We start from the raw sequence: 23,893 nt of genomic DNA, 5'->3' as shown, positions 1-23,893 counted from the left end.
ATTCAAATCATCTATGAGTATTTTTCAAACTCTGATGATTTAGTTAACCCATGCGTCAACTTTATCACGATTGTTATCAATCCAATCGCTAGCAGCATCTTCTGGGTCTTGGCCATCTTCAATTTCTAACATAATCGATTCCATATCATCCACGCCCCACTTAAATTGTTTCAAAATTTTATAAGCTTCTGGCATATCTTTTTTCAAACCTTTACGCGCCATCGTATTAATATTTTCAGATTGACCCATAGTTCCTTTGGGATCGTCTAAGTATTTTAAATCATAGCGTTGGAATATCCAATATGGATTCCATCCTGTGATAACGATGTCTTCCTTTGACTTAATTGCGCGTTCTAATTGTGCATTCATCGCGCCGGTGGAAGAAACGACTTGTTCCCAATCATTTAAGTTTGAATAAGTGTCCAATGTTTTATCAGTCGCTTTTACAATACCAGCACCTGGTTCAATACCGATGATTTTTTTATCTGCTTGATTTTCCAAATCTTCTATCGAATCTACATCCATATATGAAGGCACAACTAAACCTAATTTTGCTTGTCCTTTGATACTAGAACCTAAATTATCAAGGTCATCTTTAAATGCTTTATATTGCGCTTGGTGTGTAATTGGTATCCAAGCACCTGTCATTGCATCAGCTTCTCCGTTAGCAACAGCTTCCCATACGACTGGGATGTCTAAAGAAGTCATATTCACAGTATAGCCCTCTTCTTCTAAGACTTGCGCTATCACGTTAGTAGAGACAATTTGATCATCTTGCTGTGCATAAGCCAGTGTGATTGTACCTTTATTAGAGTCATCTGAAATAGAAAATGCACCCAGTACAACAAATAATAAAACAACTATTGTAATGATGGCCGCCATGATTGTCTTTCGCTTTTTAGGTGTTTTTTTCTTTTTTGTGCGATTTATAGATTGTGAAAAACGGTCTATAATAATTGCAAGAATAACAATACCGATACCGTAAACAAATCCATTTCCTACTTCAGAACGTTGTACAGCCGCTAAAACACCTTGACCTAATCCAGGTGTACCAATCATTGAAGCAATAACAACCATAGACAGCGTCAACATAACTGTTTGGTTAATACCAGCAAATATATTTTCTTTCGCCATAGGTAAATCAAGTTTAAACAGACGTTGCCAAGCAGTCGTCCCGAAAGAGTTAGACGTTTCTACCAACTCTGTAGAAATAGAACGTATGCCTAAATTTGTCATTCTAACAGTAGGCGGTAAAGAGAAAATAACCGAAGCAAAGACGCCCGGCACCATACCAATGCCAAAGAAAGCAACGGCCGGAATTAAGTAAACAAAACCAGGCATGGTTTGCATAAAATCTAAAATCGGTTTAATCACTTTTTGTATGGTCTCACTTTTAGACATCAATATACCTAATGGTACACCAATAATAATCGCGACAATACTAGAAATAATAACTAATGTGACAGTATTCATTAAATCTTGCCACATATCTTGGTTATAGATAAACAGTAACCCAATCAGAATGAATATGGGTAATCCCCATTTTCTATTAAAAACAAAGTAAGCGATAATGACTAAAATCACCATCATTAATAGCGGTGGAATCGCTAATAAGGCATTTGTTGTAAAGCCCATCACTGATTCTCCAATTACCTGTAATACTGAAAACAATCCTGATAAGTTGCTCGTTAACCAATCGACCAGACTATCAACCCAATTAGAAAGAGGTATCTCATTTTGTAAAAAATCAAGCATCTATATTCGCCCCCTCTTTTTCCTTGGATTTTTCACCGTTGTTGTTTATAGTAGTATCTTTATCGCTCATTGCCCCGATGACACTGCCACGCACAACTACACCGATAACTCGATCCGTTTCATCCACTACAGCGAGTGGCGCAGGAGAATTATAGATTAAATTAAAAATATCAGTTATTAAAGCATATCTATCAATTTTTTGTACATTTTTATCTATCACATCTTTTAATGTTTTCCCTTGTTCACGAGCGTCTAAAGCATTTTCTGCTGTTATACTCCCTTTCAAATAACGCTTTCTATCCACAGCTAACAACATACTCACTTCTTCTTTCCGCATACGTTGTAACGCTACATTTGGACCATCTGTTTCTACATTAATTGTGAGCGGATGCTCCATAATATTTTCTGCTGTTAACACTTTAGAACGATCTACATCTTCTGTAAATTCACGTACAAAATCATTTGCTGGGTTCGTTAAAATTTCTTCGCCTGTACCAATTTGCATTATTTTACCGTCTCGCATTAATGCAATACGATCTCCAATTCTCAATGCTTCATTTAAGTCATGTGTAATAAAAATAATAACCTTTTGAAGCCGCTCTTGTAACTCTAATAAATCATCTTGCATATCACGACGAATTAAAGGATCTAACGCGGAGAAAGCTTCATCCATTAATAATATGTCCGAATCATTCGCTAATGCGCGAGCCAATCCAACACGTTGTTGCATCCCTCCTGAAAGTTGTTCAGGATATTGATTTTTAAAAGAAAGTAACCCAGAATCATCTAAAGCTTTCTCTGCTTTTTTCTGTCGTTCTTCTTTGGCTACACCACGAACTTCCAAACCATATTCTGCATTTTCTAACACAGTACGTTTTGGGAAAAGTCCAAAGTTTTGAAAAACCATGTTCACTTTTGTACGGCGTAATTGCCGTAACGCTTCTTTTGACATCTTTGAGACGTCTGCTTCATTTATGTAAATATTTCCTGAAGTAGGTTCAATTAATCTATTGATTAAACGCACTAGTGTGGATTTTCCACTACCAGACAAACCCATAATCACAAAAATTTCCCCTTCTTCTACATCAAAACTCACATTATGAACACCAACTGTGGCATCAGTTTGTTCTAAAATGTCTTGTTTTGATTTCCCATCTTTGACCATATTAAGCGCTTGTTGGGTTCTTTTACCAAACACTTTGGTTAAATTTCGAACTCGAACTTTGCTCAAAATATAAACACTCCCTTAAAAATTCATATAAGTGTAACTTTAGCATAGTAAGCAAAAAAACAACACCCTCATAATCGTAGCACACCCTTTAAGTTGAATTTTAAGCTCAGCATGTAGGGTGCGCGACAGAAATGAAGATGCGTTTTATTTTAAGTATGTGTGTAGATGTATCAAACTTTTCAAAACATTTTAACCATATTGTTTAACTATTTTTTGTTTTCGCAATTTTACTCAGATTATTATCGTAATACGAAGCACCTAATAAAGTAATAGCATTTAAAATTATGGCCAATATAATTATGAGATTGGAATTAGGACCTACTATTGCTAACCCTATAAAAACAGTCACAATACTGATGATAATAGCTAAAAACGCTGCTCTTTCAGTAATCCATTTAATAAATAACCCTAATATAACTGGCACAAAGATGGCACTTGTCAAAATGGCATAAGCAATATCAATCGCTACTAAAACTTCTTTAATCCATAGAGAAATAACCATAGCTATTATGGCTAAACCAAAAGTCGTTAGCCGCGTTAATAATAAATATTGTTTATCACTCATCGTTTTGAAAAAGAACGGTTTTAATAAATCATTAGCAATAATTGTTGAAGATGCAAGTAATGTCCCTGAAGCAGTCGACATAATTGCTGCGCCTAACGCTGCAAATACAATCCCTAACAAACCAGGCTGCAATGTTTCAAAAGCCATATGAGTAAAAACATTTTGTGTATTTTGAATATTTGGGAATAAAACAAAAGCACACATGCCAATAACTACCATAACAATAGAATATAACGCACTATATAAGCCTACTAATATACCAGAGACTTTAGCGACGCGCTTAGTTTTCCCCGTGAAAAAGCGTTGCCAAATATCTTGCCCTACTACAATGCCTAACGTGTAGGTTATAAAGTATCCTACGATTTCTTTGAATCCAATATTTGTAAAACTTAAATGTGACGAGGGGAGTACATTGACTAGTGTACCAATACCGCCAACACTATGTAAGCTTACTGGTAACATAATTAAAAACATACCAATAGTCATCACAGAAAACTGGATAACATCTGTTATAGACAACGTCCACATGCCACCAAGAATTGTGTATATAAAAACTACGCCTCCGCCAACTAAAATAGCTATTTTAAGATCCCAATGGAAAATAACAGATAATAACGCCCCAATTGCTATAACTTGAGTAACGCTAATCATTAAAGTATACATCGCAGTTATCATTGCACCAATAATTCGTACTCTATTTCCAAAAAGCCTATATAATAATTCACTAATCGTTAATACATTCATATTTAAAATTTTATTTAGAAAAAATAAACCAAAAAAAGTTATACCAATACCCATTGCGAAAACAAACCAAAACCCTGACAAGCCCACTTCATAACCTAATTGAGAAGAACCGATAGTTGAAGATCCGCCTAGAAAAACAGCAGTTAAACATCCAAACAACATAAACACGCCCAAGTTACTATCAGCAAGCATATATTTCTTAGAAGATTTAGCTTTGACTACGCCTAAAATTCCGATTGAAATTAATAAGACAAAATAAACAGCAAATATTATAAAATCGATGCTTGACATATATTTAACCAATCCCTTTTTACGCAAATGTTCACGTTTATATTAGTTACTATTCCTACGTTTTGCTAATGCGATCAGTGTAATCATTTCATACACTACAGAGGAAGCGGCTACTGCAGTTATTTCTCCTGAATCATACGTCGGTAATACTTCCACTAAATCAAAGCCTTTAATATTCAATCCATCAAGTTTTCTCACATATTCTAACGCTTCAAAACTAGTTGGACCTCCTACTTCTGGCGTGCCAGTACCCGGAGCATAGGCAGGGTCTAAAAAATCAATATCAAATGAAACAAATACAGGACTATTTCCAACACGTTGATGGATTTGTTCTATGACTTTTTCAATACCTAGTTTTCGAGCTTCTCTCATTTCAATCACTTTATATCCTAAATCTCTAGCATTTTGCATATCTTCTGGGCCATATAAAGGTCCTCTCATCCCAACTTGTATTGATTTTTTGGTATCCACTAAGCCTTCTTCTGCAGCTCTCCTAAATGGCGTGCCATGAACATATTTTTCTCCAAAATAATCTTCCCAAGTATCGCTGTGCGAATCAAAATGTACTAACGATACTGGACCATATTTTTTTGCAAAAGAACGCAAATGTCCAAGTGAAATCGAATGGTCTCCCCCTAACATTACCGGTATAATGCCTTGATCTAAAATAGGATCTAATTTTTCTGTTATATGATCATAGGTTTTCAATACATTACCCGGTATAACATCAACATCCCCGTAGTCGATACCCGAACAATAATCAAAGATATTTATACCTTGGTCTGGGTTATAAGGTCTTAATAAAACTGAAAAATCTCTTATACTTTGTGGACCATAACGTTGGCCTGTTCTATTTGAAGCGGCCGTATCAAACGGTACACCCATGATTAAAAAATCAACATTTTCTAAAGTGTTTTCAAACGGCAATCTCATAAAAGTCCTAGGACCGACAAATCTTGGTGACATAGATGAATCTTTTGGTTTAAACATTTTAATCTACCCCTTTTTCATTTTGTATCCGTTTTCAAAAAATCATAAGATACCCTTTTCCGAGTGTAAAGAACCAGATTTTGCAATTTAAGGTACCAGTTCGACTTTAATTTGAAAATAAACATGCGTCCGCAATGATTGCTACGAACTTAATTGAATTGAAAGCACGCCTACAAATTAAAAAACAGCTCACAAGGAGCTGTTTCTCATCATATTCAATATATAATTTAAATTTGTTTTATAATAAAAGAGATTGGTTAAGCTTTTATATTTTTTGGGATAATGATTTGAGTCAGAATTACTCCAATAATCATAATTGATAAACCAGTTAAAAATGAGGCAGTAGCGGCTACACTGGCACTATGATTGACTTTTACTGCGGCAAAAACAGTAGTGTTAAGTGCAATACCTAACGCACCGCCCAGCGTGGCACACATTTTATAAATGCCTGAAGCCAATCCAACTTTTTCATCAGGAATTGTTAAAATTGCAACTGTAATACCTGGCGTGGCACACAGACCGTTACCTATGGCACAAATAACAAACCCGAATACTACAAACCCTACATACCACTGTGTTGGTAATAACGTTAAACTGATAAACATAATGCCGATTGCTGGGAACAGTGGGCCTACAAGTAACAATGGCTTCCCACCAAAACGCAAGGAGAGTTTTTCGCCTAAACGAATCATCACGACCGCCATAATCACGTAAGGTACTGTCACAAGACCTGCTTGAAAGGCATTTAATCCTAATTCTATCTGTGCATACATATTAAACACGGTCGTCGTTCCTACACCAGAATTGAGCACGACGTTAATCATTGAAGAGCCCACAAAACCACGATTGCGGAACAATGAAAAATCAATAAATGGATCATATTTTTGTCTCTCAAATAATATAAATATCAGTGTTGAAATAATAAAAATCACAAGACAAGTAATCGAAAACGTACTCAACCATCCTTGTTCAAATCCTTGTGTCGCAAATAACGTAATACTTCCTATAAGTACTGCGAACAGAAACATACCAACATAATCAAATGGTCTGGCATCGATTTTTTTCTTTTCTGCTTCTTCAGTACCCCATAATAACCAAAATGCAATAATTGAAATGATAATAGAGATGATAAAATTAGCTTGCCAATTGACATAAGTTGCTATAAATCCACCTACCATTGATGCTAACCCTATGCCACCAACGCTACCAATCATAAGGTAACTGAAAGCTCTATGCATCTCTTTACCTTTAAATTGTTCATTAATCACGCCTACAGTGGAGGGAAGTAAAATAGCAGCAGAAAGCCCTTGTAACATACGTCCTACTAATAAGAGTGCCGTCACACTAGATACAATAATAAGTAGTGACCCTAAAATACCAAAAATGATGCCTATATAAGTCATTTTGAGTTTTCCTATTTTGTCTGAAACATCGCCTGCACCCACCATAAAAATCCCTGTAGCAAATGACGCTAAACTCACAGACAAATTCACAACGCCTGGTGTTGTCTGATATGTATGTTGAACTTGTGTCGATATATTAATAAACGATTGTGCAAAAAGCCAATACGTTAATACACTTAAAACGATAGCCAAAATCAATTTGTTATTTGACTGTTGCTTTATATTCACGATGCATAAGCCTCCTTATATATACGTTGCATATAAAAATATGCACTAGACAAATATTATCATATAAAGAGCTATTTATTTTATAATTTAAAAAAGTTTTTTTGATTTTAATTGAAAAGTTTAATTCTTTTTATTTAAACCCTAGAAGTAAATTTAACGTTTGAACGACGCCATCTTCATTATTATTAATTGCAATTAAATTAGCTTCTCGTTTTAACTCGGGGTAAGCATTATCCATAGCTACTTTATATTTGGCAGCTTTGAATAAATCTATATCATTAAAGCCATCACCAAATGCGATTGTTTCAGCTGGTGTAATTTGAAGTAGATTTTGAATTCGATTTATTGTGCTCCCTTTATTAACACCTAATTCTGCGATATCAATCCATGATTCATCTGAGGCTACAATATAAACATCTTTTTCAAAATAATTTAGACGGTCAGCAGTGTCCTTACACTTACCTTTTGCATCGTGCACCGTAATTTTTAATAAATCTTCTTCAATATCGTTATAATCTTTAATATAATTCACATGTTGGTATGAACCATGTACCAATCTTCTCTCCGATTCCGAAGTACTATCCAATACATATGCCCCTGTTTGAGAACAGGCTAAAACGGTTTGCGTATTATCAATTTCTTTAATTGCTCTAATGATTTCTTTAGCCTTTTGGTTTTCTATTGAAGCATTATAAATAAAATCTCCATTATATTTAATGCGTGTAGCGCTATCACCAACAATAAATGTATTCGCTGCTAAATCTCCCACAATATTTTCTACACGTTCACATTGTTTTCCAGTACAAAAGACAAAACGAATATGCTGTGCTTCACAATTTTGCTTTAGCAATTGAAAACTTTCACTATTAAATTGGCTATCATCATTTAAAAATGTCCCGTCCATATCTACAACAATAAGTTTAATATCCATCAACAAAATCTCCTTTATTTTATATTAAGCATATTGTATCTTTTTATAAATAAAAATAACAATTTTTATTTATCATACTTATAAACGTGATAAGGAGTGAATTGTTTCTTCTGAAATTGCTTAGGTGTTAAATCATATTTTTCTTTAAAAACTTTAATAAAATAACTTGTGGTTGAAAATCCACATGCCATCGCAATATCTGTAATTGTATATGATTGTTTGCTATACAACATTCTTACACTACGCTCTAAACGCAAATTTGTTAAATATTGCATAGGTGTCTGGTTAACATAATACTTGAAGCATTTAATTGTTTCAGATTGGCTCATATGAATTTGTTCACTTAACGTTTGCAACGAGATTTTTTTATGGTAGTTATTTTGCATATATGCCATCAGTTGTTTAATACGACGATCAAAATAATATGGTTTATGCTCACATATATTATCTACATTAAGTAATAACCATTTTAATGCTTCATAATATTTAACAGTGATATCTAATTCAAAATATGGATACGCGTTTTCATATATTTTTCCTGCTGAATGGATTGTTTTGATCAATTTATTTTGTTGGTCATCTATATGAGATAAATAAATATACGGGACTTGGTTCGCTTTATTCATAATTTGTGCTACATAATTAAATTCCAAATCGTATGTCGTTTCTGGTATTTCAATATTCCAACAATAATATTCCGTTTCAGCGCATTCGCTCCGAATTTCATGAACAATATTTGAATTAATAAATAAGCCGTCTTCTTTATTAATCTTAATTACTTTATCCCCTATTGAAACATCTATTTCACCATTAATAACGTACATAAATTGCAATGCATGGTGCCAATGTATAGGAATATAACCAAATAAAGTCTGTTCCAAATTAGTATGTAGAATAACATGTTTCCACTGTTTATTTGGAAATTGTATTAATTCTTCTCTTGTATCTTCTACAATTATTTCTTGATACATCAATAACCACCTCAATATTTTGATACTTTTAGATAATTTTCATATATTATATCTTTAATTTTCAAGCTATAGTATAAATATATTTATATTTTATAGGTGATTAAATGATAAATAAAGACAACCATCGTATGATTGGAATTATATTAGCAGTTGTCGGGGCTTCTTTTTGGGGATTAGGAGGTACTGTATCAGATTTTCTTTTTCAACAAAGAGACATAGACATAAATTGGTATGTAACTGCCAGGTTACTGATAAGTGGTATTGTATTATTAGCTATTTACAAAATAAGGAATAGAAAGTCTTCAATATTTAGCATATTTAAAAACAGACATCACATATTTCAATTATTAATTTTTTCAATTTTTGGGATGTTACTTGTTCAATACGCGTATATGGCATCTATTAATTATGGCAATGCAGCAATTGCCACGTTATTGCAATATATAGCACCTGTATATATCATTATTTGGTATGTCATCCGGCGTAAAGAACGTTTCCAAGCTTTTGATTTCATCGCTATAATGCTTACGTTATCTGGCACATTTTTGCTACTGACAAATGGATCTTTTAGTGCATTGGTAGTTCCCATGCCAAGCACAGTTTGGGGCATTATCTCTGGTTTAGCCCTCGCTTTTTATACGCTTTATGCAACACGATTATTAACGACATTTCCATCCATTTTAGTAGTCGGATGGGCTATGTTAATTTCTGGAATTATGATGAACTTTAAAGCCCCTGTATGGCAGTTTGAATGGTCAGCATTAACAGTTTCAACGTCATTATATCTGACTTTCGGGATTATTGCCGGGACTGCTATAGCGTTCTTTTTCTTCGTTAATAGTTTAAATTATTTAACTGCTAAAGAAACGACACTTTTCGGGACAATAGAACCTGTTATGGCAATCGTGGCAAGCGCAGTTTGGCTTCATGTTACATTTCAAATTTTCCAACTATTTGGGATTTTATTGATTATCACACTCATCCTAGCTCTATCATTTAAAAAACAAAATGCAACAGAATAAAACATTTTATAACAATATAACTTAAATCTATAACATGAATCCTGAAACATATTTTGGGATTCATGTTTTTTATCTACTTTAGATACCCCTTTCTATATGCTATATTCATTATCATTTTTAAAAATGATAAACTAACTTTTACAATTGGTATATAACGATATATAAATAACTTATTTATATATCAATACTAAAAAATCAATTTTATATTAATTCTATGTTTGCAAATATGTTACAATTCAATTTATATGACCAAACAATAAATATTGAGTTATAACGTATTTGGATTTGGCAATAATCATTTTAGAGATATGATATACAACGCTAAGAAGCGTATCAAGCAAAGTAAAAATATATACATAGAACAAGTAAAATTAAGGTTCAAAACATTAAAAATAGCTTGGATGCGTTGCGTTACTTAAGCCATAAATAGCTTACTTTATGATTTCAAACCATTTCCTCAAATTAAGTAAAAATGCTACTGTAATCACTTTATTTTCAATTAGTCCTATTACCTTCACAAATAAACACTCATTATCCTTTGTTTAAAAGTTATACACTGTTTCGAAAATTTAACCCAATCACTATTAGGAGGAGAGAAAATGAAATATTGTAAAAACTGTGGCGCTCAGGTCAAAGATAATCATAAAATCTGTACCCAATGCGGTCACCCTCTTCAAAGTCAAAACGTTACACCCAAGCACAATAAAAAGAAATATCTGATTATAGGTATTATTGTAGTCATCATTGTTCTTTTATTTATTTTGTATAAAATAATGGCTGCAACTTTATCACCAGAAAATGAAGCTAAAACAATTTCTGAAGATATAAAGAAAGGTGATACTAAAAATTTAGCCAACCACTTAGTATTTAATGATAGAAATTTGAGTAAAGAAGAAGCTAAGGCTTTTTATAAATATATTGTAGATGCTGATAACCCAGATAGAATAGCAAACGATATTGAAAGTAAAACGAAACATATGAAAGAAGACAAAGTTAATGCTACTTCAATAGACGTAAACGATACTGAAGCGATTAATATTCATAAAAATGGGAAAAAATATGGGATGTTTAATAACTATGACTTTGAAGTCTCGAAGCAAAAAGTCTCTATTAACCCAGAATCTGACAGTAAAGTTACATATAAATACAATGATAAAAAACGTAAAATTAAATTATCCGAAGATGATTCAAAAACCTTTTCTACCTTACCTTTGGGAAACTATAAATTAAAAGCACAAAAAACGGTGGATGATAAAAAATTTGATGGTTATCTAGCTATCAACATGTCTGATGACAATGAAGTACAAGAACAATTTAATGAAAAATATCTCGATATTAACATTGATGATAGTGAACTAGATAGTGATACGACAGTAGATTTATACATTAATAATAAAAAAATGGCAGCTCAAGATGATTTTGAAAATGATTTATACGGTCCCTACCAATCCGACGATAAAATAGAGGTATATGCACAAGCACATGTTGATGATAAAACATTCAAATCTAATGTAGTTAAAGTACCTCAATCTGATGAAAGCAACGATCCTGTATCTGTTGATTTATCATTTGATAACGACAAGATTAAATCACATCAAGAAAATGAAGATATAAAAGAAGATGTGCAATCTTTCATGGAAGATTATACTGAAGACTTGAATGAAGCATACGAAGAAGAAGACTATAGTTATATTTCTAGCTATATAAAGAGTGGTACTGATACAGCTGACCATATGAAACAGGTAGTGAAGTCTGGTAACGAAGCTGATTACTCAGATCCAAAAGTCGTTAAATATAGCAAAAAAGGTGACACCATTACAATTGAATTAGAAAAACAAGACAAAGACAATCATACAATTCATTCACAATACGTACTTGATTATGATGATTTATTATCTGATTTTAAAATCAAAAACTACACTGATATTTAAAATAACCGCATTCCTTTAACAAAAGCCTACGATATAGGAAACTGATAAAATTTTATTATGTCAACAGCCTTGAGATAACTATATTTTCAAACTAATTTACGAGTGGTAAGATTAAAATAATTTAAGATATCAATTAATATACTTCCTCTAAATTGCACGCTAAAAAGTGAAAATTTTAGAGGAAGTTACTTTATACTTGAAACTCATTTTTATAATCTAACGACCCGTAGTCCAACCGCCATCAACTTTAATTTCAGCTCCTTGTACATAAGAAGCATCTTCTGAAGCTAAAAATAGTGCTACATTAGCAATTTCTTGTGTTTTCCCTGCACGCCCTTCAGGGATGCTTTTTAATCTCTCATCTTCAATACCTTCTGTCATCGGTGTTTCAACGAATCCCGGAGCAACTAAGTTTGCTTTAATACCTTTATCTCCAAAGTCATAAGCTAGCTGTTTAGTAAAACCGCCCATCGCATGTTTGCTTGTTACATAAGTGTTACCGCCTGCGCCAGCTACAAATGTAGATTGAGAACCGATATTAATGATATTACCTTTTCCTTTTTCTAAGAAAATAGGTAAAATAGCGTTAGTAAATAAATAAGGGCCTTTGACGTTAACAGCTATTAATTGATCAAATGTTTGTTCATCTGTTTCTAATGCGTCTTTATATGCATCATGGATACCCGCACCATTATATAAAATGTCAATCGTGCCATAGTGATCTAGTACTTTATTTACACATTGATCCACTGACGTTTTCTGTGTTACATCAACTTGTATGAATGTGGCTGTACCACCATTATTTTCTATTGATTTCACAATGGCTTCACCTTGATCATTTTTTAAACCACTGACAACAACTTTGGCTCCTTCTTTTGCAAATAATTTAGCAGTCGCTTCCCCGATACCAGACGTACCACCAACTACAACAGCGACTTTTCCTTTCAATTTGTCCATATAAAAACCTCCTTAACGAAGTCAGCCATTGTATTCCCTTTTTCGTAAATTATAATGCTTCCTCTTGGTTAAAATAGAAAATAAATCGCGAAAAAAGCAGAAATAGGCAATCAAGCTAAACATGTTGATTACTTATTTCTGCTTCACCTCATAACATTCATACTTTAAACTTCATTAAAATAAAGTCATCGTATGATTGTTTACATCTATGTGTATGATCTAGTTATATTAAATAACTCATAAATGAAGTTGCTAACGTAAAATAAATTAACATACTCACAATATCATTTATTGTAGTGATAAACGGTCCGCTTGCAACAGCTGGATCTATGCCCATTTTATTCATAAATAATGGAATCACTGAACCAATTGTTGTGCCTACAGTCATCGCAACAGTTAAACTAACTGCAACAATCGTAGCTAACAGTGGTTGACCATATAAAATGACAATAATTAAAAACAGAATTAAACTGCAGACAAATCCTGAAATAAAGCCACTACCTGATTCATATAAAGCATGCTTGAATTTATTTTTATGCTTCATATCTCCTGTGGAAATACTTCTCACTGATACTGCAAGTGATTGTGTTCCTGTATTACCTGACATACCACTAATAATAGGTATAAATGCTGCTAATAGTGCTACTTTTTCAAGTGTATCTTCAAATGAACCTAATATTGTAGCAGTAATCATCCCTAAGAAAGTGAGCAATATTAACCAAGGCAAACGCTTTTTAGCTGTTTTAAAGATAGACTCTTCTTGATACTTGGCATCATCAATACCAGCTAGTTTTGAATAATCTTCGTTCGCTTCTGCTTCAATGACATCTATAATATCATCTACAGTAATAATACCTAACAAATGCTTTTGGTAATCTATGACTGGGATTGCTATTAAATCATAATCTCTAATATCTCGGGCGATATGTTCTTGGTCTGTTGATACATCTGTATGCACCACATTTGTACTCATAATTTCATTAACTGAAGTGGATGGATCAGCATTAATAATATCTCTTAAAGACATGACACCCACTAACTTATGATCATCATCTACTGCATAAATAGCATAAATAGTTTGAGCATGATGTGACTGGACTTTCACATGATTAAGTGCTTCACCTACACTCATTTTCGTAGACACAGAGACATACTCTTTGGTCATAATGCCTCCAGCAGTTTCTTCATAATAATGCATTAATGATTTTAAAACAGCTGATTTATCCTGCGATACTAACGTTAATAACGTAATGCGTTTCTCTTCGGACAGTTGGTTTAATATATCTGCAGCATCGTCATCCGACATATGTTCTAATATTTCACTTGCATAATTCACATGTATCTCGTCAAAAATAGCTTCATATTCATCTTCGTTAACGTCTAAATAACCTAAAAAATTAGCCACTTCACGAGCAGAAAGTAACTCATAAAGTTTTGCTCTGTTTTCTTTGTCTATTGATATAAAAAATTCACTCTGCTCATACGGATGTATATTTAAAAATGCACTTCTAAATTGTGAATATTCATTTTGTTCTAATAAACGAATAAGAAGACTTTCGTTTTCAATCATAATACCGCTCCTTTTAAAATTCATGTGGAACCATCATTACTAAAATCGAATAGAAAAATCAATCGCGTTTTCTTAAAAGTAATAGTTGGTTAGTATCTTTGTTTTTAACGTGCGCTTGGTTTATCAAAACAAAAAGTTAAATTCCTTAAAGTACCGCACTTTTTCGTTACGTAAAAACTTTAACCTCTAGTTAACCAAAATGATATACAAATAGCAATAGCTAAATAATTTTTTCAGTTTAAATTTTATTGTTAATAATATTTTTGTATTGCAGATTAATAGTAAGATTGAATAATTAGGTTTAGTTAAATTTTTTAATTTGATATAGTAGTAGTTTCGGTATAAATATTCAATTAATAAAATCAAAAAATTATAAGAAGGTGTTATGATGGATTTATCAGAAATCAATATGGAACTATTCAAAGCTATCAATCATTTAAGCTATCAACTAGAATTGTTAAATCCTTTAATGATATTTTTAGCTAAATATATGGAGTATATTTTAATTGCTGGCGTGATTATTTATTGGTTTACTCGTACTAAAGAAAATAGAATAATGGTGATAAGCGCAATAATATCATTTATTGTTGCTGAAATATTCGGTAAATTATTAGGAAAAATTCATTCAAATTTTCAACCATTTGTAGAATTGCAAAATACTAATAAACTCATTGATCACGCGATTGATAATTCTTTTCCTAGTGACCATGCCATACAGTTCTTTTCTATTTGTATTGTTTTTTTATTTTTCAAGAAAAACTTAAGATATATTTGGTTAGCCTTAGCGATACTTGTGGCAATTTCGCGTATTTGGGTAGGTGTACATTACCCGTTAGATGTCATAGTAGGCGCGCTATTAGGCACCATTACAGCATTATTATCATGTTGGGTTATCCCTCGTGTTCATTTTATTGATAAACTATTAGCACTATATGTAAGAGGAGAACAATATGTTATAGATAAAGTGACTAATTAAATAGTAGACATCTTTGTTTAACGTTTCCTTGCCTTACAGAAAAGCGCAAAGTAATTATTGATTTATGGACTTTCATTTTTAATTAGCAAAGATTTTTATGGTAAGCAACGCGTTTATTTATAATGAGTAATATTCAAATATTAATTAACTGTGATGCCATTCATTTCAGTTTCCATATAAATAAAAGAAGCATCTGAAACATTTATATATGTCCAGATGCTTCCTTTATTTTAACGAGTCAAACTAAGAAATAAACAATGCTAGCGAAACGGCTAAAAATAATACACTTGATAATATATACAATTTTTTATTTTTAAGCATGTTTAACATTATACAGATAAACCCAGAGATGCATAAAATCACACAGAAGTTATCAACAAACTTTATAATGGCATGCTCTCTGCATTTATTAATCTAAAATTTGAAGTACTGTCATTATGAACGTCAATACGCACGCAATTAAAATCACAGTTTTGGCACTTTCACTATTTTGATTACCCTTTTTATAATCTCGTAGAACAAACAGCCATGAAACGATGACTAAAACGCCTAAGATAATGCTAATAAATTTCATTTTATCCCTCATTCTCAGTGTTTTTAACAGATATTGTAACCTTTAGTGTATTGATATGGTTATGCTTTGTTTTTAGCATTTTTTAACAGATAAAATACATAATATAGTATGCCAATACAGAACCAAATGAATGTGTAAATTTTAGCTTGATTACTTAATCCCCAGAAAACTGCAAACACACAAATAAAAATAATAATTGGCATTACCGGATAAAATGGTAATTTAAATGCCGGTTGAGGAAGATCTTTGCCTTCTCTTTTACGTAATGCAAAAATTCCTACTGTGACAAACATAAATGCTACTAGCGCACCTGCTGAAATTAATTGCGCTAAAAAGCCAAATGGAAATACAGAACCAATAATAATCGCAACGATAGATAATGTAATTAATGCATGATTAGGTAGATTTTTCTTGTCTAATTGACCTAACCAAGAAGGAAGCATACCATCTCTACCAAATGAATAGAGTAAACGCGAACCAGCCATCATCATACCGATTAAAGCCGTAAACATACCAATCACTGAGACTGCCTGCACTATGACTGCAACAGTACTATGTCCGCTCATTCGTAACGCCCACCCCACTGGTTCAGCATTATCTTTGTATTGTGCGTAATCAAACATACCCACTAACACAAGTGACACTACAATAAATAAGGTTACTGCAATTAATAACGAACCTAAAATACCACGCGGCATTGTTTTTTCAGGATTAATCGCTTCACCAGAGTTTGAAGCTATAGAATCAAAACCTATATAAGCAACAAAAATAACAGAACTACCTGCGTATATACCTTGCCAGCCGCCAAAAGCACCAGCTGTAGTTGCTTTATATTCAGGGATAAATGGGACATAATGTCCAATATCTATAACTGATAAACCCACTACAATGAATAAGAAAATGGCTAATACCTTAAGGATAACAAGCGCATTTTGAACACGCGCTGCTTCTGATGTACCTCTATATAATAATATGGCAGTAATAATTACGACAACAGCCGCTAATAGATCCAAAATGCCGCCATTCGTGCCTAGAGAGTTAGACAGTGCATCAGGTAATGAGATATGAAACGGCTCTAATAAACCTCTTAGATTTGCTGAAAATCCTGATGCTACAAATGCAACTGCGATTAAATATTCTGCAATTAATGCCCAACCTACAATCCAGCCAAAAAATTCTCCAAACAAAATACTAGTCCACGTATATGCTGATCCCGCAAAAGGCATTACAGATGCCATTTCAGCATAAACAAATGCTACCAAAGCTGCTACAATGGCTGCTACTAAAAAGGATAAACTAACCGATGGACCAGTGTGGTCTGCTGCTACAACACCGGGTAATGTGAAGATAGCGGTAGATACGATTGTCCCGACGCCTAAAGCTAAAAAGTCCCTAACTCTTAATGTACGCTCTAAGTGAGCATCCTTATTTTGGAATTTTGAAATATCTTCTTTTTGGAAGATTTGTTTAAATATACTCATTACTTTTCTCCTTGCTAATAATATACAAACACGTAATCCAGTATAGTGATTTTTAAATACGATGTATATAATATTTAAAAGGAAAATTTTATTGAACTTCTAATTGTTTAAATGATATAGATATAAAATATCCATATAGTGCTGGTTATATTAACTATATATTGTAAATATCAATGTAATTGATGATAAACATAAAGGAAATGAACAATGAAATGATTATTACAGTATTGATAAGTTTAACTTGTAACACAAAACGTTAGCAATTTTCGACTTTATCGTATCATGTTGAACGGCATACAATACGGATATTTTGGTTTAAACTTAACTCATAAACAAGTTGAACCATCTTGATCACATAAATACTTAATTTTTAACCCGCTGGGATTCAACATTTCAAATACGAATTTGTCACCGCTTTATTAGACTTGGACTATTTTTTCAACATGCTTATACTAAATCTTTTCGGAGGCACAATAGTAAAATGCATGGAATCATTTCAATTTTTTAGAGCTCCGTTAGTCTTACCTCTTATTTAAACACAAAAAGCTATTGTTTAAGCTGTTAAATGACTTAAACAATAGCTTTTTATTAGTAACACTTTCATTTCAATGCGTAGACTTATTATTTTACTTCATTCGATTTAAAACTTCTTGTTGGATGGTTTTTAAAGCTTCACTGTATGCTTTATTTGTACTTTCTTGCGCATTTATAATTAATAAATCTAATAGTTCTGCGTTATTCTTTTTACTTACTTCATGTTCAAATTGATGTAAATGCTCTTCAGACGTTTTCGCATTTTGCTTTTCAATTTGATAATATTGATCAGCTCCCAAACCACCTTCTTCAATCATGACAGAAATACCACTTGAACGTGTTTCGTTTAAACGCTTGACTTTAATACGTTTATTATCCCGAATAACCATTGAAATCCCTCCTACTTAAATGCGCAATTGACTTATTTACAAGTATACTTAAATACATGATAATCCAATACATCTAATTACATTTGTTAACAGACTATCTGAGTACTACAAGGGGAGCAACGTCTCTTATTCATTACCATTAGTGATTATATATAGTGTAATATTACATTAAAAGAATAGCAATCTCTTTGCTCACTTAAAACTTTATATTTAATTAAAATTTTAAAAATAAAACGTCACAATTACACATGCAAAAGGTAATGATATTTAACAAAATATTCACAAAATTATATTTGCATCGACTTCTATTGTATTAAACTTAATTGTATAATCGATAATGATTATTATTCCCTTTCAAGAAAGAGTGAGTATGATGTTAAGTATTAATAGCGGAACATTAAAAAAGAACTACAAAATCAAAAATATTAAAATTAAAAATCAGCATATGCGCCATCGTTTAAATGCGCTTGGTTTAACCAATGGTACCAAATTAAAAATTAAACAAAGATGCTTATTTAAAGGACCTTGTATTTTAGAAGTAAATGGACAGTGTTTAAGTATTCGCGGTTATGATGCATGTCAGATTGAGTTAGAGGCTTTAAATGAGTAACAACTATTGTATTTTAGGAAACCCAAATGTAGGTAAAACATCTTTGTTTAACGCACTTACTGGAACTTATGAATATGTAGGGAACTGGAGCGGAGTTACGGTAGAGAAGAAGCTAGGACGTCTTAAATCCCATATTGGAAACTTAGTCGATTTACCAGGTATTTATGAATTGTCACCGATATCTAAAGATGAAACGGTAGTGACAGATTACTTATTAAACAATGACTTTTCAGGCATGATTAATATCATAGATGCAAGCCAATTAAAACGTAATTTGTTACTTACAGTCCAACTTATGGAATTGGGTGCACCTTTAATTATTGGCTTAAATATGATTGACGTAGCTACTAAACGTGGTATTCATATTGACCAAAAAGCACTCATGAAAAAATTAAAACTGCCTTTATTACCTATTATTGCTAGAAACGGTAAAGGTACGCACCAATTACTAGATGCATTAAAAGGACATACACTATCGAGAAATAAACCATTGAAATTAAATTATGGTGAAAAAGTTGAATCTACAATTTCATCTATTGAAAAACATTTAGCAACTTGTCCAACCATTGAAAAAAGATTATTAAGATTCATATCGATACAATTTTTATTAGACAACCCAAAGATTTACGATTTTCTTGACGACGCTGTATTGGCAAAAATAAAACCATTACGCGGAAAATTGTCAGAAAAATTAAATAATTCAATTAGAGATGTCATCCAAAATACTCGAAATATTTATATAGATAATCTGTTAAAGGATACAGTTGAATATCCTAAAGAGGATAAACAATATTTTACTAACCGCGTTGATCGCATTTTAACAAATAAATATTTAGGCATCCCTATCTTTTTAGGAATTATGTGGCTTATTTTTCATATCACGTTTACTTGGGTCGGGACGCCCGTCTCTGATGCGCTAGATGAGTTTTTAGGTGGCTCATTTACAGATGCTGTATCCAACCTCATGGATAAAATCGGTATCGTTGATTTCTTACAGAATTTAATAACAGACGGTATTATAGCTGGTGTAGGTGCAGTACTTGTATTCGTACCACAGATTATGGTGCTTTTCTTCTTTATTTCACTTCTAGAAGACTCTGGTTATATGGCACGTATCGCAACGCTCATGGACCGTATTATGGAATACTTTGGTCTTAGCGGTAAATCTTTTATCCCTATGGTTATTGGTTTTGGTTGTAATGTGCCTAGCATCATGGCCGCACGTAGTATTGAAAGTGAAAAAGAACGATTAACGACTATTTTAATCGCCCCATTTATGTCTTGTTCAGCCAGGTTACCAGTTTATGCACTATTTGTAGGTATATTTTTCGAAGCACATCAAGCGCTTATTGTACTGAGTCTTTATGTGCTAGGCATTGTTGTCGCATTATTAACAAGTGTATTACTAACTAAAACTGTGCTAAAAAATGATGATTCTATATTTATCATTGAATTGCCTACTTACCGACTGCCATCTATTAAGACACTGTGGAGAAGTACTTGGGAGAAAGCTAAAGGTTTTGTTAAAAAGGCCGGGACTTTTATATTTGCTGGCTCAGTAATGATATGGTTATTAAATTATACAGGCCCGAGTGGTTTTAATGTGGATGTTGATGATAGCTTTTTACACTCAATCGGGAGTCTCTTTGCTGTGTTAGTTGCACCATTAGGGTTCGGTTCATGGCAAGCAGGTGCTACATTAATACCTGGATTCTTAGCCAAAGAAGTCATTGTAAGTTCAATGGCTATCATTTATGCATCTGACGAATCAGGACTGGTTAACGTAATACACAGTCAATTCACACCGCTATCTGCATATTCATTTATGATTTTTATATTATTATATATTCCATGTTTATCTACTGTTGCAACGATTCGTAAAGAAACATACTCATTAAAATGGACAGTACTTGCAGTAGCATATCCATTAATCACGGCCTATTTACTTTCCTTTATCTTTTATCAAGTTGGACTATTATTTAGTTAAGGATGTGATGAAATGTCAGTTATTATCAATGTGGTAATCTTTTTAGCTATCTTTAGTTATGCAGGTTACACACTATGCCACTTTTTCAAAAAATCCAAAGACGGAAAATGGAGTTCATGTGGATCTAAAAACAGATGCAGTACAGAAAAGAAAATATTATAAAATTAAAATATGATGCTTTCCTTTTCTGACATCCAAGAGATATAGTATGAGTGAAAGACTACAAAATAAAATAATGTGCCTACACAAGTATGTAGGTTCAGAATTAAAAGCTTTTAAATATAAAAATGCACCTTCATTCTAAATGAAGATGCATTTTTATTTTGAGTATGGCATTTATGTCCCAGATACTCTTTTTTGTTTAACTATAATAGCAATTATTCATTTTTATTTTCAGCTCTTTGTTCTGCAATTCTCGTATATTCCTCTAATCTATGTTTGTTTGGTGAAAGTGTTAAACCTAGGAATTTACGCTCTTTGTTCGCATCTCTGTAGAAGCTGACCATCATACAGAGAATGATGACTGAGAACGGCAAGGCTGTCATAATCGCCATATTTTGAAGTGCATTTAGTCCATTATCTCCACCCGAGAATAGCAAGATAAATGCAATCAAGGCTTGTGCAATACCCCAAATTACTTTAATAAATGCTGAAGGGTTTAATGAACCAAATGTTGTTTGCATTCCTAAAACGAATGTCGCTGAATCGGCAGACGTGATAAAGAATGTTGCAATTAATAACAATGTTAAAATTGATATGATAAAACCAAGTGGTACTTCATTAAATACACCAAACAGCGCAGTTTCTGGTGGCATATCAAATATTTTTGGTTTGTCTTTAGCAGTTTCAATACCTAAAACACCAAATGCCGCAAACCATACTAAACTTACAAGTACTGGTGCTAACATAACCCCAGAAACGAATTCTCTAATTGAACGCCCTTTAGATACACGTGCAATAAATATACCAACGAATGGACTCCAACTAATCCACCATGCTAATTGGAAGAATGTCCAAGATTTCATCCATTCATTTTTTTGTGGATCTAATGGCGCAGTGTCAAACATATTAAAGAGTAATGAATTTAAATATTCACCAGTAGAACTAGTTAACATATTTAAAATTAAAATTGTTGGTCCTACGATAAAAATAAATAATAAAATAATGCCTGCAAAACCAATATTAGCGTTACTTAAATATTGAATGCCGCGACTTAAGCCTGACCACGCACTAGCTAAGAATAAGATTGTCACGACAATGATGATAATACCTTGCGTTACAATATTATTTGGTATACCAAATAAGTAGTTCAAGCCACCTGCGATTTGCATTGCCCCTAAACCTAGAGATACTGCTACACCACCGATAGTAGCAAAGACAGAAATCACATCAATAATCGTACCAAGTGGGCCATCCACTTTATTTCCGAAAATTGGACGCAATGTTTTTGAAATTAATGCAGGTTCGTTTTTTCTAAATTGGAAGTACGCTAGTGCTAATGCTACAACACCATAAACTGCCCATGCGTGGAATCCCCATTGCATGAACGCACCTCTTAATGCTTCTTTATAAGCAGTTGCTGATTGAGGTTCACCAGTAGGCGGTGACACAAAGTGACTGATCGGTTCAGCTGCTCCCCAGAATACTAAACCTATCCCCATACCAGCACTAAATAACATCGCAAACCATGAAATTGTATTAAATTCTGGTTTATCTTCCGGTTTACCCAATTTCAATTTACCAATTGGGCTAAATATTAAGAAGACACAGAAGAAAATCATTAGCGCTACAATAACCATATAATACCAACCAAAATATTCAGTAATCCAACCAGTAATATTTGTTCCTATTTCATTAAACTGATTTGGAAAAATAGCACCTAATAATACAACGATTGCGATAACAATAATACTATAAGTAAAAACAGAAGACAGTTTCTTCCCACTCGCATTATGTTGTTTATTTTCCAAAATGAGTAACCTCCCTTATAATTGAACATTAGCAGAATAACAGACTTTATGTATTAAAACAACAGCAACTAAGGGAAATTTGTGAACACAAAAGTCTATTAACCCTGTCATGAAAGGGGTTTTGAAAGAAAAATAGTTTCTACCTAATTTGTAAAATTTTATAATTATTAAAAAAACACATTGATATTTTAATTAATTTAAAAAATTAAAAAGACTAGTAACGTAATTTCTATGATTACGCTCTAGTCTCTAAAAATAACCATCATCAAAAGTCATTTTTTGTGCTATTTCATCTACTAATATTCTATATTGTGCAGATTCAATCTATTTCACAATTAACACTGGTATAGGGCTTCTCTTAGCCACTTTATGCGTCACGTCGCCTAGTACATGTTTAATATCTATGCTTACACGATGGTTACTCATTACAACTAAATCAAATTCCCCGACATCTATATCTCCAAATTGAATTCTCTCAAGAATAGTGTCTTTGACAGGGCCAAATTCGATGGCCACTTTATAATTAATACCTAATGCTTTTAGTTTTTCAAGAAATGGAGCAAGTGCTTCTTCTCTTTCTTTTATAATGTCTTCTTTATGTTTATTTTCATATCGTACACTTGCTAATAAATCATTTTCAGTCATCACGTTATGAATGACTACAGTAGATGTTTCCTCAACTAATTTAGCTAAATTCTCTGGAATGTTATCAAAATCGTTCTCAAAAGAGTACGGTAGTAAAATATTTTTATACATAATAAATCACCTTTCTTAAGTTAACGA

20 protein-coding genes are annotated in these 23,893 nt (G+C 32.7%); 6 read left to right on the top strand and 14 right to left on the bottom strand.

The features are described 5' to 3' along the window. Positions 1–39: 39 nt before the first annotated feature. The 7 genes from IEU88_RS06065 to IEU88_RS06035 form a co-directional block, all read right to left on the bottom strand. On the bottom strand, positions 40–1,755 hold the full coding sequence (locus IEU88_RS06065) for an ABC transporter permease/substrate binding protein (protein WP_103372629.1): 1,716 nt from the start codon (positions 1,753–1,755) through the stop codon (positions 40–42). Further along, the gene (locus tag IEU88_RS06060; protein WP_096811156.1) at positions 1,748–2,986 is read right to left on the bottom strand and encodes a quaternary amine ABC transporter ATP-binding protein; all 1,239 of its coding nucleotides are present in this window, start codon (positions 2,984–2,986) and stop codon (positions 1,748–1,750) included. Before IEU88_RS06060 ends, IEU88_RS06065 begins: the two co-directional genes overlap by 8 nt. Before the next feature lie 202 nt (positions 2,987–3,188). Then, the gene (locus IEU88_RS06055; protein WP_103372628.1) at positions 3,189–4,586 is read right to left on the bottom strand and encodes a sodium:solute symporter family protein; all 1,398 of its coding nucleotides are present in this window, start codon (positions 4,584–4,586) and stop codon (positions 3,189–3,191) included. Between the two features lie 42 nt (positions 4,587–4,628). Beyond that, complete coding sequence (gene speB / locus IEU88_RS06050; protein WP_096811158.1) at positions 4,629–5,576, bottom strand: agmatinase; 948 nt, start codon at positions 5,574–5,576, stop codon at positions 4,629–4,631. 257 nt (positions 5,577–5,833) lie between these two features. Continuing rightward, the gene (locus IEU88_RS06045) at positions 5,834–7,210 is read right to left on the bottom strand and encodes an MFS transporter (protein ID WP_371871912.1); all 1,377 of its coding nucleotides are present in this window, start codon (positions 7,208–7,210) and stop codon (positions 5,834–5,836) included. A gap of 127 nt (positions 7,211–7,337) precedes the next feature. Further along, complete coding sequence (locus tag IEU88_RS06040; RefSeq protein WP_096811160.1) at positions 7,338–8,138, bottom strand: Cof-type HAD-IIB family hydrolase; 801 nt, start codon at positions 8,136–8,138, stop codon at positions 7,338–7,340. Positions 8,139–8,203: 65 nt separating this feature from the next. Continuing rightward, a complete protein-coding gene (locus IEU88_RS06035) occupies positions 8,204–9,109 on the bottom strand; it encodes an AraC family transcriptional regulator (RefSeq protein WP_096811161.1) in 906 nt (301 codons plus the stop codon). 104 nt (positions 9,110–9,213) lie between these two features. Here IEU88_RS06035 and IEU88_RS06030 point away from each other — a divergent pair, with 104 nt between their 5' ends. Together IEU88_RS06030 and IEU88_RS06025 are read left to right on the top strand one after the other, a co-directional pair. Further along, positions 9,214–10,131 carry a DMT family transporter gene (locus tag IEU88_RS06030; protein WP_096811162.1) on the top strand — a complete coding sequence of 306 codons (918 nt, stop codon included), beginning with the start codon at positions 9,214–9,216 and terminating at the stop codon, positions 10,129–10,131. Positions 10,132–10,730: 599 nt separating this feature from the next. Next, positions 10,731–12,062: a TcaA NTF2-like domain-containing protein gene (locus tag IEU88_RS06025; protein ID WP_103373169.1), complete on the top strand. Its 1,332-nt coding sequence runs from the start codon at positions 10,731–10,733 to the stop codon at positions 12,060–12,062. Between the two features lie 216 nt (positions 12,063–12,278). Here the strand turns inward: IEU88_RS06025 and IEU88_RS06020 are convergent, their stop codons facing one another. Further along, a complete protein-coding gene (locus tag IEU88_RS06020) occupies positions 12,279–13,019 on the bottom strand; it encodes an SDR family NAD(P)-dependent oxidoreductase (RefSeq protein WP_103373168.1) in 741 nt (246 codons plus the stop codon). Between the two features lie 223 nt (positions 13,020–13,242). Then, complete coding sequence (gene mgtE, locus IEU88_RS06015; RefSeq protein WP_107643885.1) at positions 13,243–14,589, bottom strand: magnesium transporter; 1,347 nt, start codon at positions 14,587–14,589, stop codon at positions 13,243–13,245. A 388-nt stretch (positions 14,590–14,977) separates the two neighbouring features. On the opposite strand from mgtE, the gene IEU88_RS06010 reads away from it, so the two are divergent. Beyond that, complete coding sequence (locus IEU88_RS06010) at positions 14,978–15,565, top strand: undecaprenyl-diphosphatase (protein ID WP_103373616.1); 588 nt, start codon at positions 14,978–14,980, stop codon at positions 15,563–15,565. 409 nt (positions 15,566–15,974) lie between these two features. Here the strand turns inward: IEU88_RS06010 and IEU88_RS06005 are convergent, their stop codons facing one another. The 3 genes from IEU88_RS06005 to IEU88_RS05995 form a co-directional block, all read right to left on the bottom strand. Continuing rightward, positions 15,975–16,139 (bottom strand): hypothetical protein, encoded by a 165-nt coding sequence (locus IEU88_RS06005; protein ID WP_170006946.1) that lies wholly within the window; start codon positions 16,137–16,139, stop codon positions 15,975–15,977. 59 nt (positions 16,140–16,198) lie between these two features. Continuing rightward, entirely contained in the window at positions 16,199–17,620 is a 1,422-nt protein-coding gene (locus IEU88_RS06000) for an APC family permease (protein ID WP_103373617.1), read from the bottom strand. A 626-nt stretch (positions 17,621–18,246) separates the two neighbouring features. Beyond that, complete coding sequence (locus tag IEU88_RS05995) at positions 18,247–18,543, bottom strand: hypothetical protein (RefSeq protein WP_096811168.1); 297 nt, start codon at positions 18,541–18,543, stop codon at positions 18,247–18,249. A gap of 373 nt (positions 18,544–18,916) precedes the next feature. Between IEU88_RS05995 and IEU88_RS05990 the strand changes: the two genes are divergently transcribed. From IEU88_RS05990 to IEU88_RS05980, 3 genes are read left to right on the top strand one after another with little or no spacing between them, the layout of a single operon-like run. Continuing rightward, positions 18,917–19,153, top strand: coding sequence for a FeoA family protein (locus IEU88_RS05990; protein WP_096811169.1), 237 nt, complete (start codon positions 18,917–18,919; stop codon positions 19,151–19,153). After that, positions 19,146–21,140 carry a ferrous iron transport protein B gene (feoB, locus tag IEU88_RS05985; protein WP_115359592.1) on the top strand — a complete coding sequence of 665 codons (1,995 nt, stop codon included), beginning with the start codon at positions 19,146–19,148 and terminating at the stop codon, positions 21,138–21,140. Before IEU88_RS05990 ends, feoB begins: the two co-directional genes overlap by 8 nt. A gap of 12 nt (positions 21,141–21,152) precedes the next feature. Further along, positions 21,153–21,302, top strand: a complete 150-nt coding sequence (locus IEU88_RS05980; protein WP_103373588.1) for a FeoB-associated Cys-rich membrane protein — start codon at positions 21,153–21,155, stop codon at positions 21,300–21,302. Positions 21,303–21,517: 215 nt separating this feature from the next. Here IEU88_RS05980 and IEU88_RS05975 read toward each other — a convergent pair whose 3' ends face one another. Further along, positions 21,518–23,113, bottom strand: coding sequence for a BCCT family transporter (locus IEU88_RS05975; RefSeq protein WP_103373587.1), 1,596 nt, complete (start codon positions 23,111–23,113; stop codon positions 21,518–21,520). A 321-nt stretch (positions 23,114–23,434) separates the two neighbouring features. Continuing rightward, positions 23,435–23,866 carry a universal stress protein gene (locus IEU88_RS05970; protein ID WP_096811173.1) on the bottom strand — a complete coding sequence of 144 codons (432 nt, stop codon included), beginning with the start codon at positions 23,864–23,866 and terminating at the stop codon, positions 23,435–23,437. Positions 23,867–23,893: the final 27 nt, after the last annotated feature.

Origin of the sequence: Staphylococcus nepalensis (genome assembly GCF_014635045.1) — a bacterium.
GTDB classification, from domain to species: Bacteria; Bacillota; Bacilli; order Staphylococcales; family Staphylococcaceae; genus Staphylococcus; species Staphylococcus nepalensis.
Note: the sequence above shows the minus strand (reverse complement) of the source record. Positions and strands in the feature narration are given on the sequence as shown.

Bases quoted from the DNA above. Each gene is read 5' to 3' on its own strand.
- IEU88_RS06055 (WP_103372628.1), bottom strand. From the start codon at position 4,586: ATGTCAAGCATCGATTTTATAATATTTGCTGTTTATTTTGTCTTATTA.
- IEU88_RS06025 (WP_103373169.1), top strand. From the start codon at position 10,731: ATGAAATATTGTAAAAACTGTGGCGCTCAGGTCAAAGATAATCATAAA.
- IEU88_RS06035 (WP_096811161.1), bottom strand. From the start codon at position 9,109: ATGTATCAAGAAATAATTGTAGAAGATACAAGAGAAGAATTAATACAA.
- IEU88_RS06065 (WP_103372629.1), bottom strand. From the start codon at position 1,755: ATGCTTGATTTTTTACAAAATGAGATACCTCTTTCTAATTGGGTTGAT.
- IEU88_RS06010 (WP_103373616.1), top strand. From the start codon at position 14,978: ATGGATTTATCAGAAATCAATATGGAACTATTCAAAGCTATCAATCAT.
- IEU88_RS06020 (WP_103373168.1), bottom strand. From the start codon at position 13,019: ATGGACAAATTGAAAGGAAAAGTCGCTGTTGTAGTTGGTGGTACGTCT.
- IEU88_RS05995 (WP_096811168.1), bottom strand. From the start codon at position 18,543: ATGGTTATTCGGGATAATAAACGTATTAAAGTCAAGCGTTTAAACGAA.
- IEU88_RS05990 (WP_096811169.1), top strand. From the start codon at position 18,917: ATGTTAAGTATTAATAGCGGAACATTAAAAAAGAACTACAAAATCAAA.
- mgtE (WP_107643885.1), bottom strand. From the start codon at position 14,589: ATGATTGAAAACGAAAGTCTTCTTATTCGTTTATTAGAACAAAATGAA.
- IEU88_RS05980 (WP_103373588.1), top strand. From the start codon at position 21,153: ATGTCAGTTATTATCAATGTGGTAATCTTTTTAGCTATCTTTAGTTAT.
- IEU88_RS06040 (WP_096811160.1), bottom strand. From the start codon at position 8,138: ATGGATATTAAACTTATTGTTGTAGATATGGACGGGACATTTTTAAAT.
- IEU88_RS06005 (WP_170006946.1), bottom strand. From the start codon at position 16,139: ATGAAATTTATTAGCATTATCTTAGGCGTTTTAGTCATCGTTTCATGG.
- IEU88_RS06000 (WP_103373617.1), bottom strand. From the start codon at position 17,620: ATGAGTATATTTAAACAAATCTTCCAAAAAGAAGATATTTCAAAATTC.
- IEU88_RS06030 (WP_096811162.1), top strand. From the start codon at position 9,214: ATGATAAATAAAGACAACCATCGTATGATTGGAATTATATTAGCAGTT.
- feoB (WP_115359592.1), top strand. From the start codon at position 19,146: ATGAGTAACAACTATTGTATTTTAGGAAACCCAAATGTAGGTAAAACA.
- speB (WP_096811158.1), bottom strand. From the start codon at position 5,576: ATGTTTAAACCAAAAGATTCATCTATGTCACCAAGATTTGTCGGTCCT.
- IEU88_RS05970 (WP_096811173.1), bottom strand. From the start codon at position 23,866: ATGTATAAAAATATTTTACTACCGTACTCTTTTGAGAACGATTTTGAT.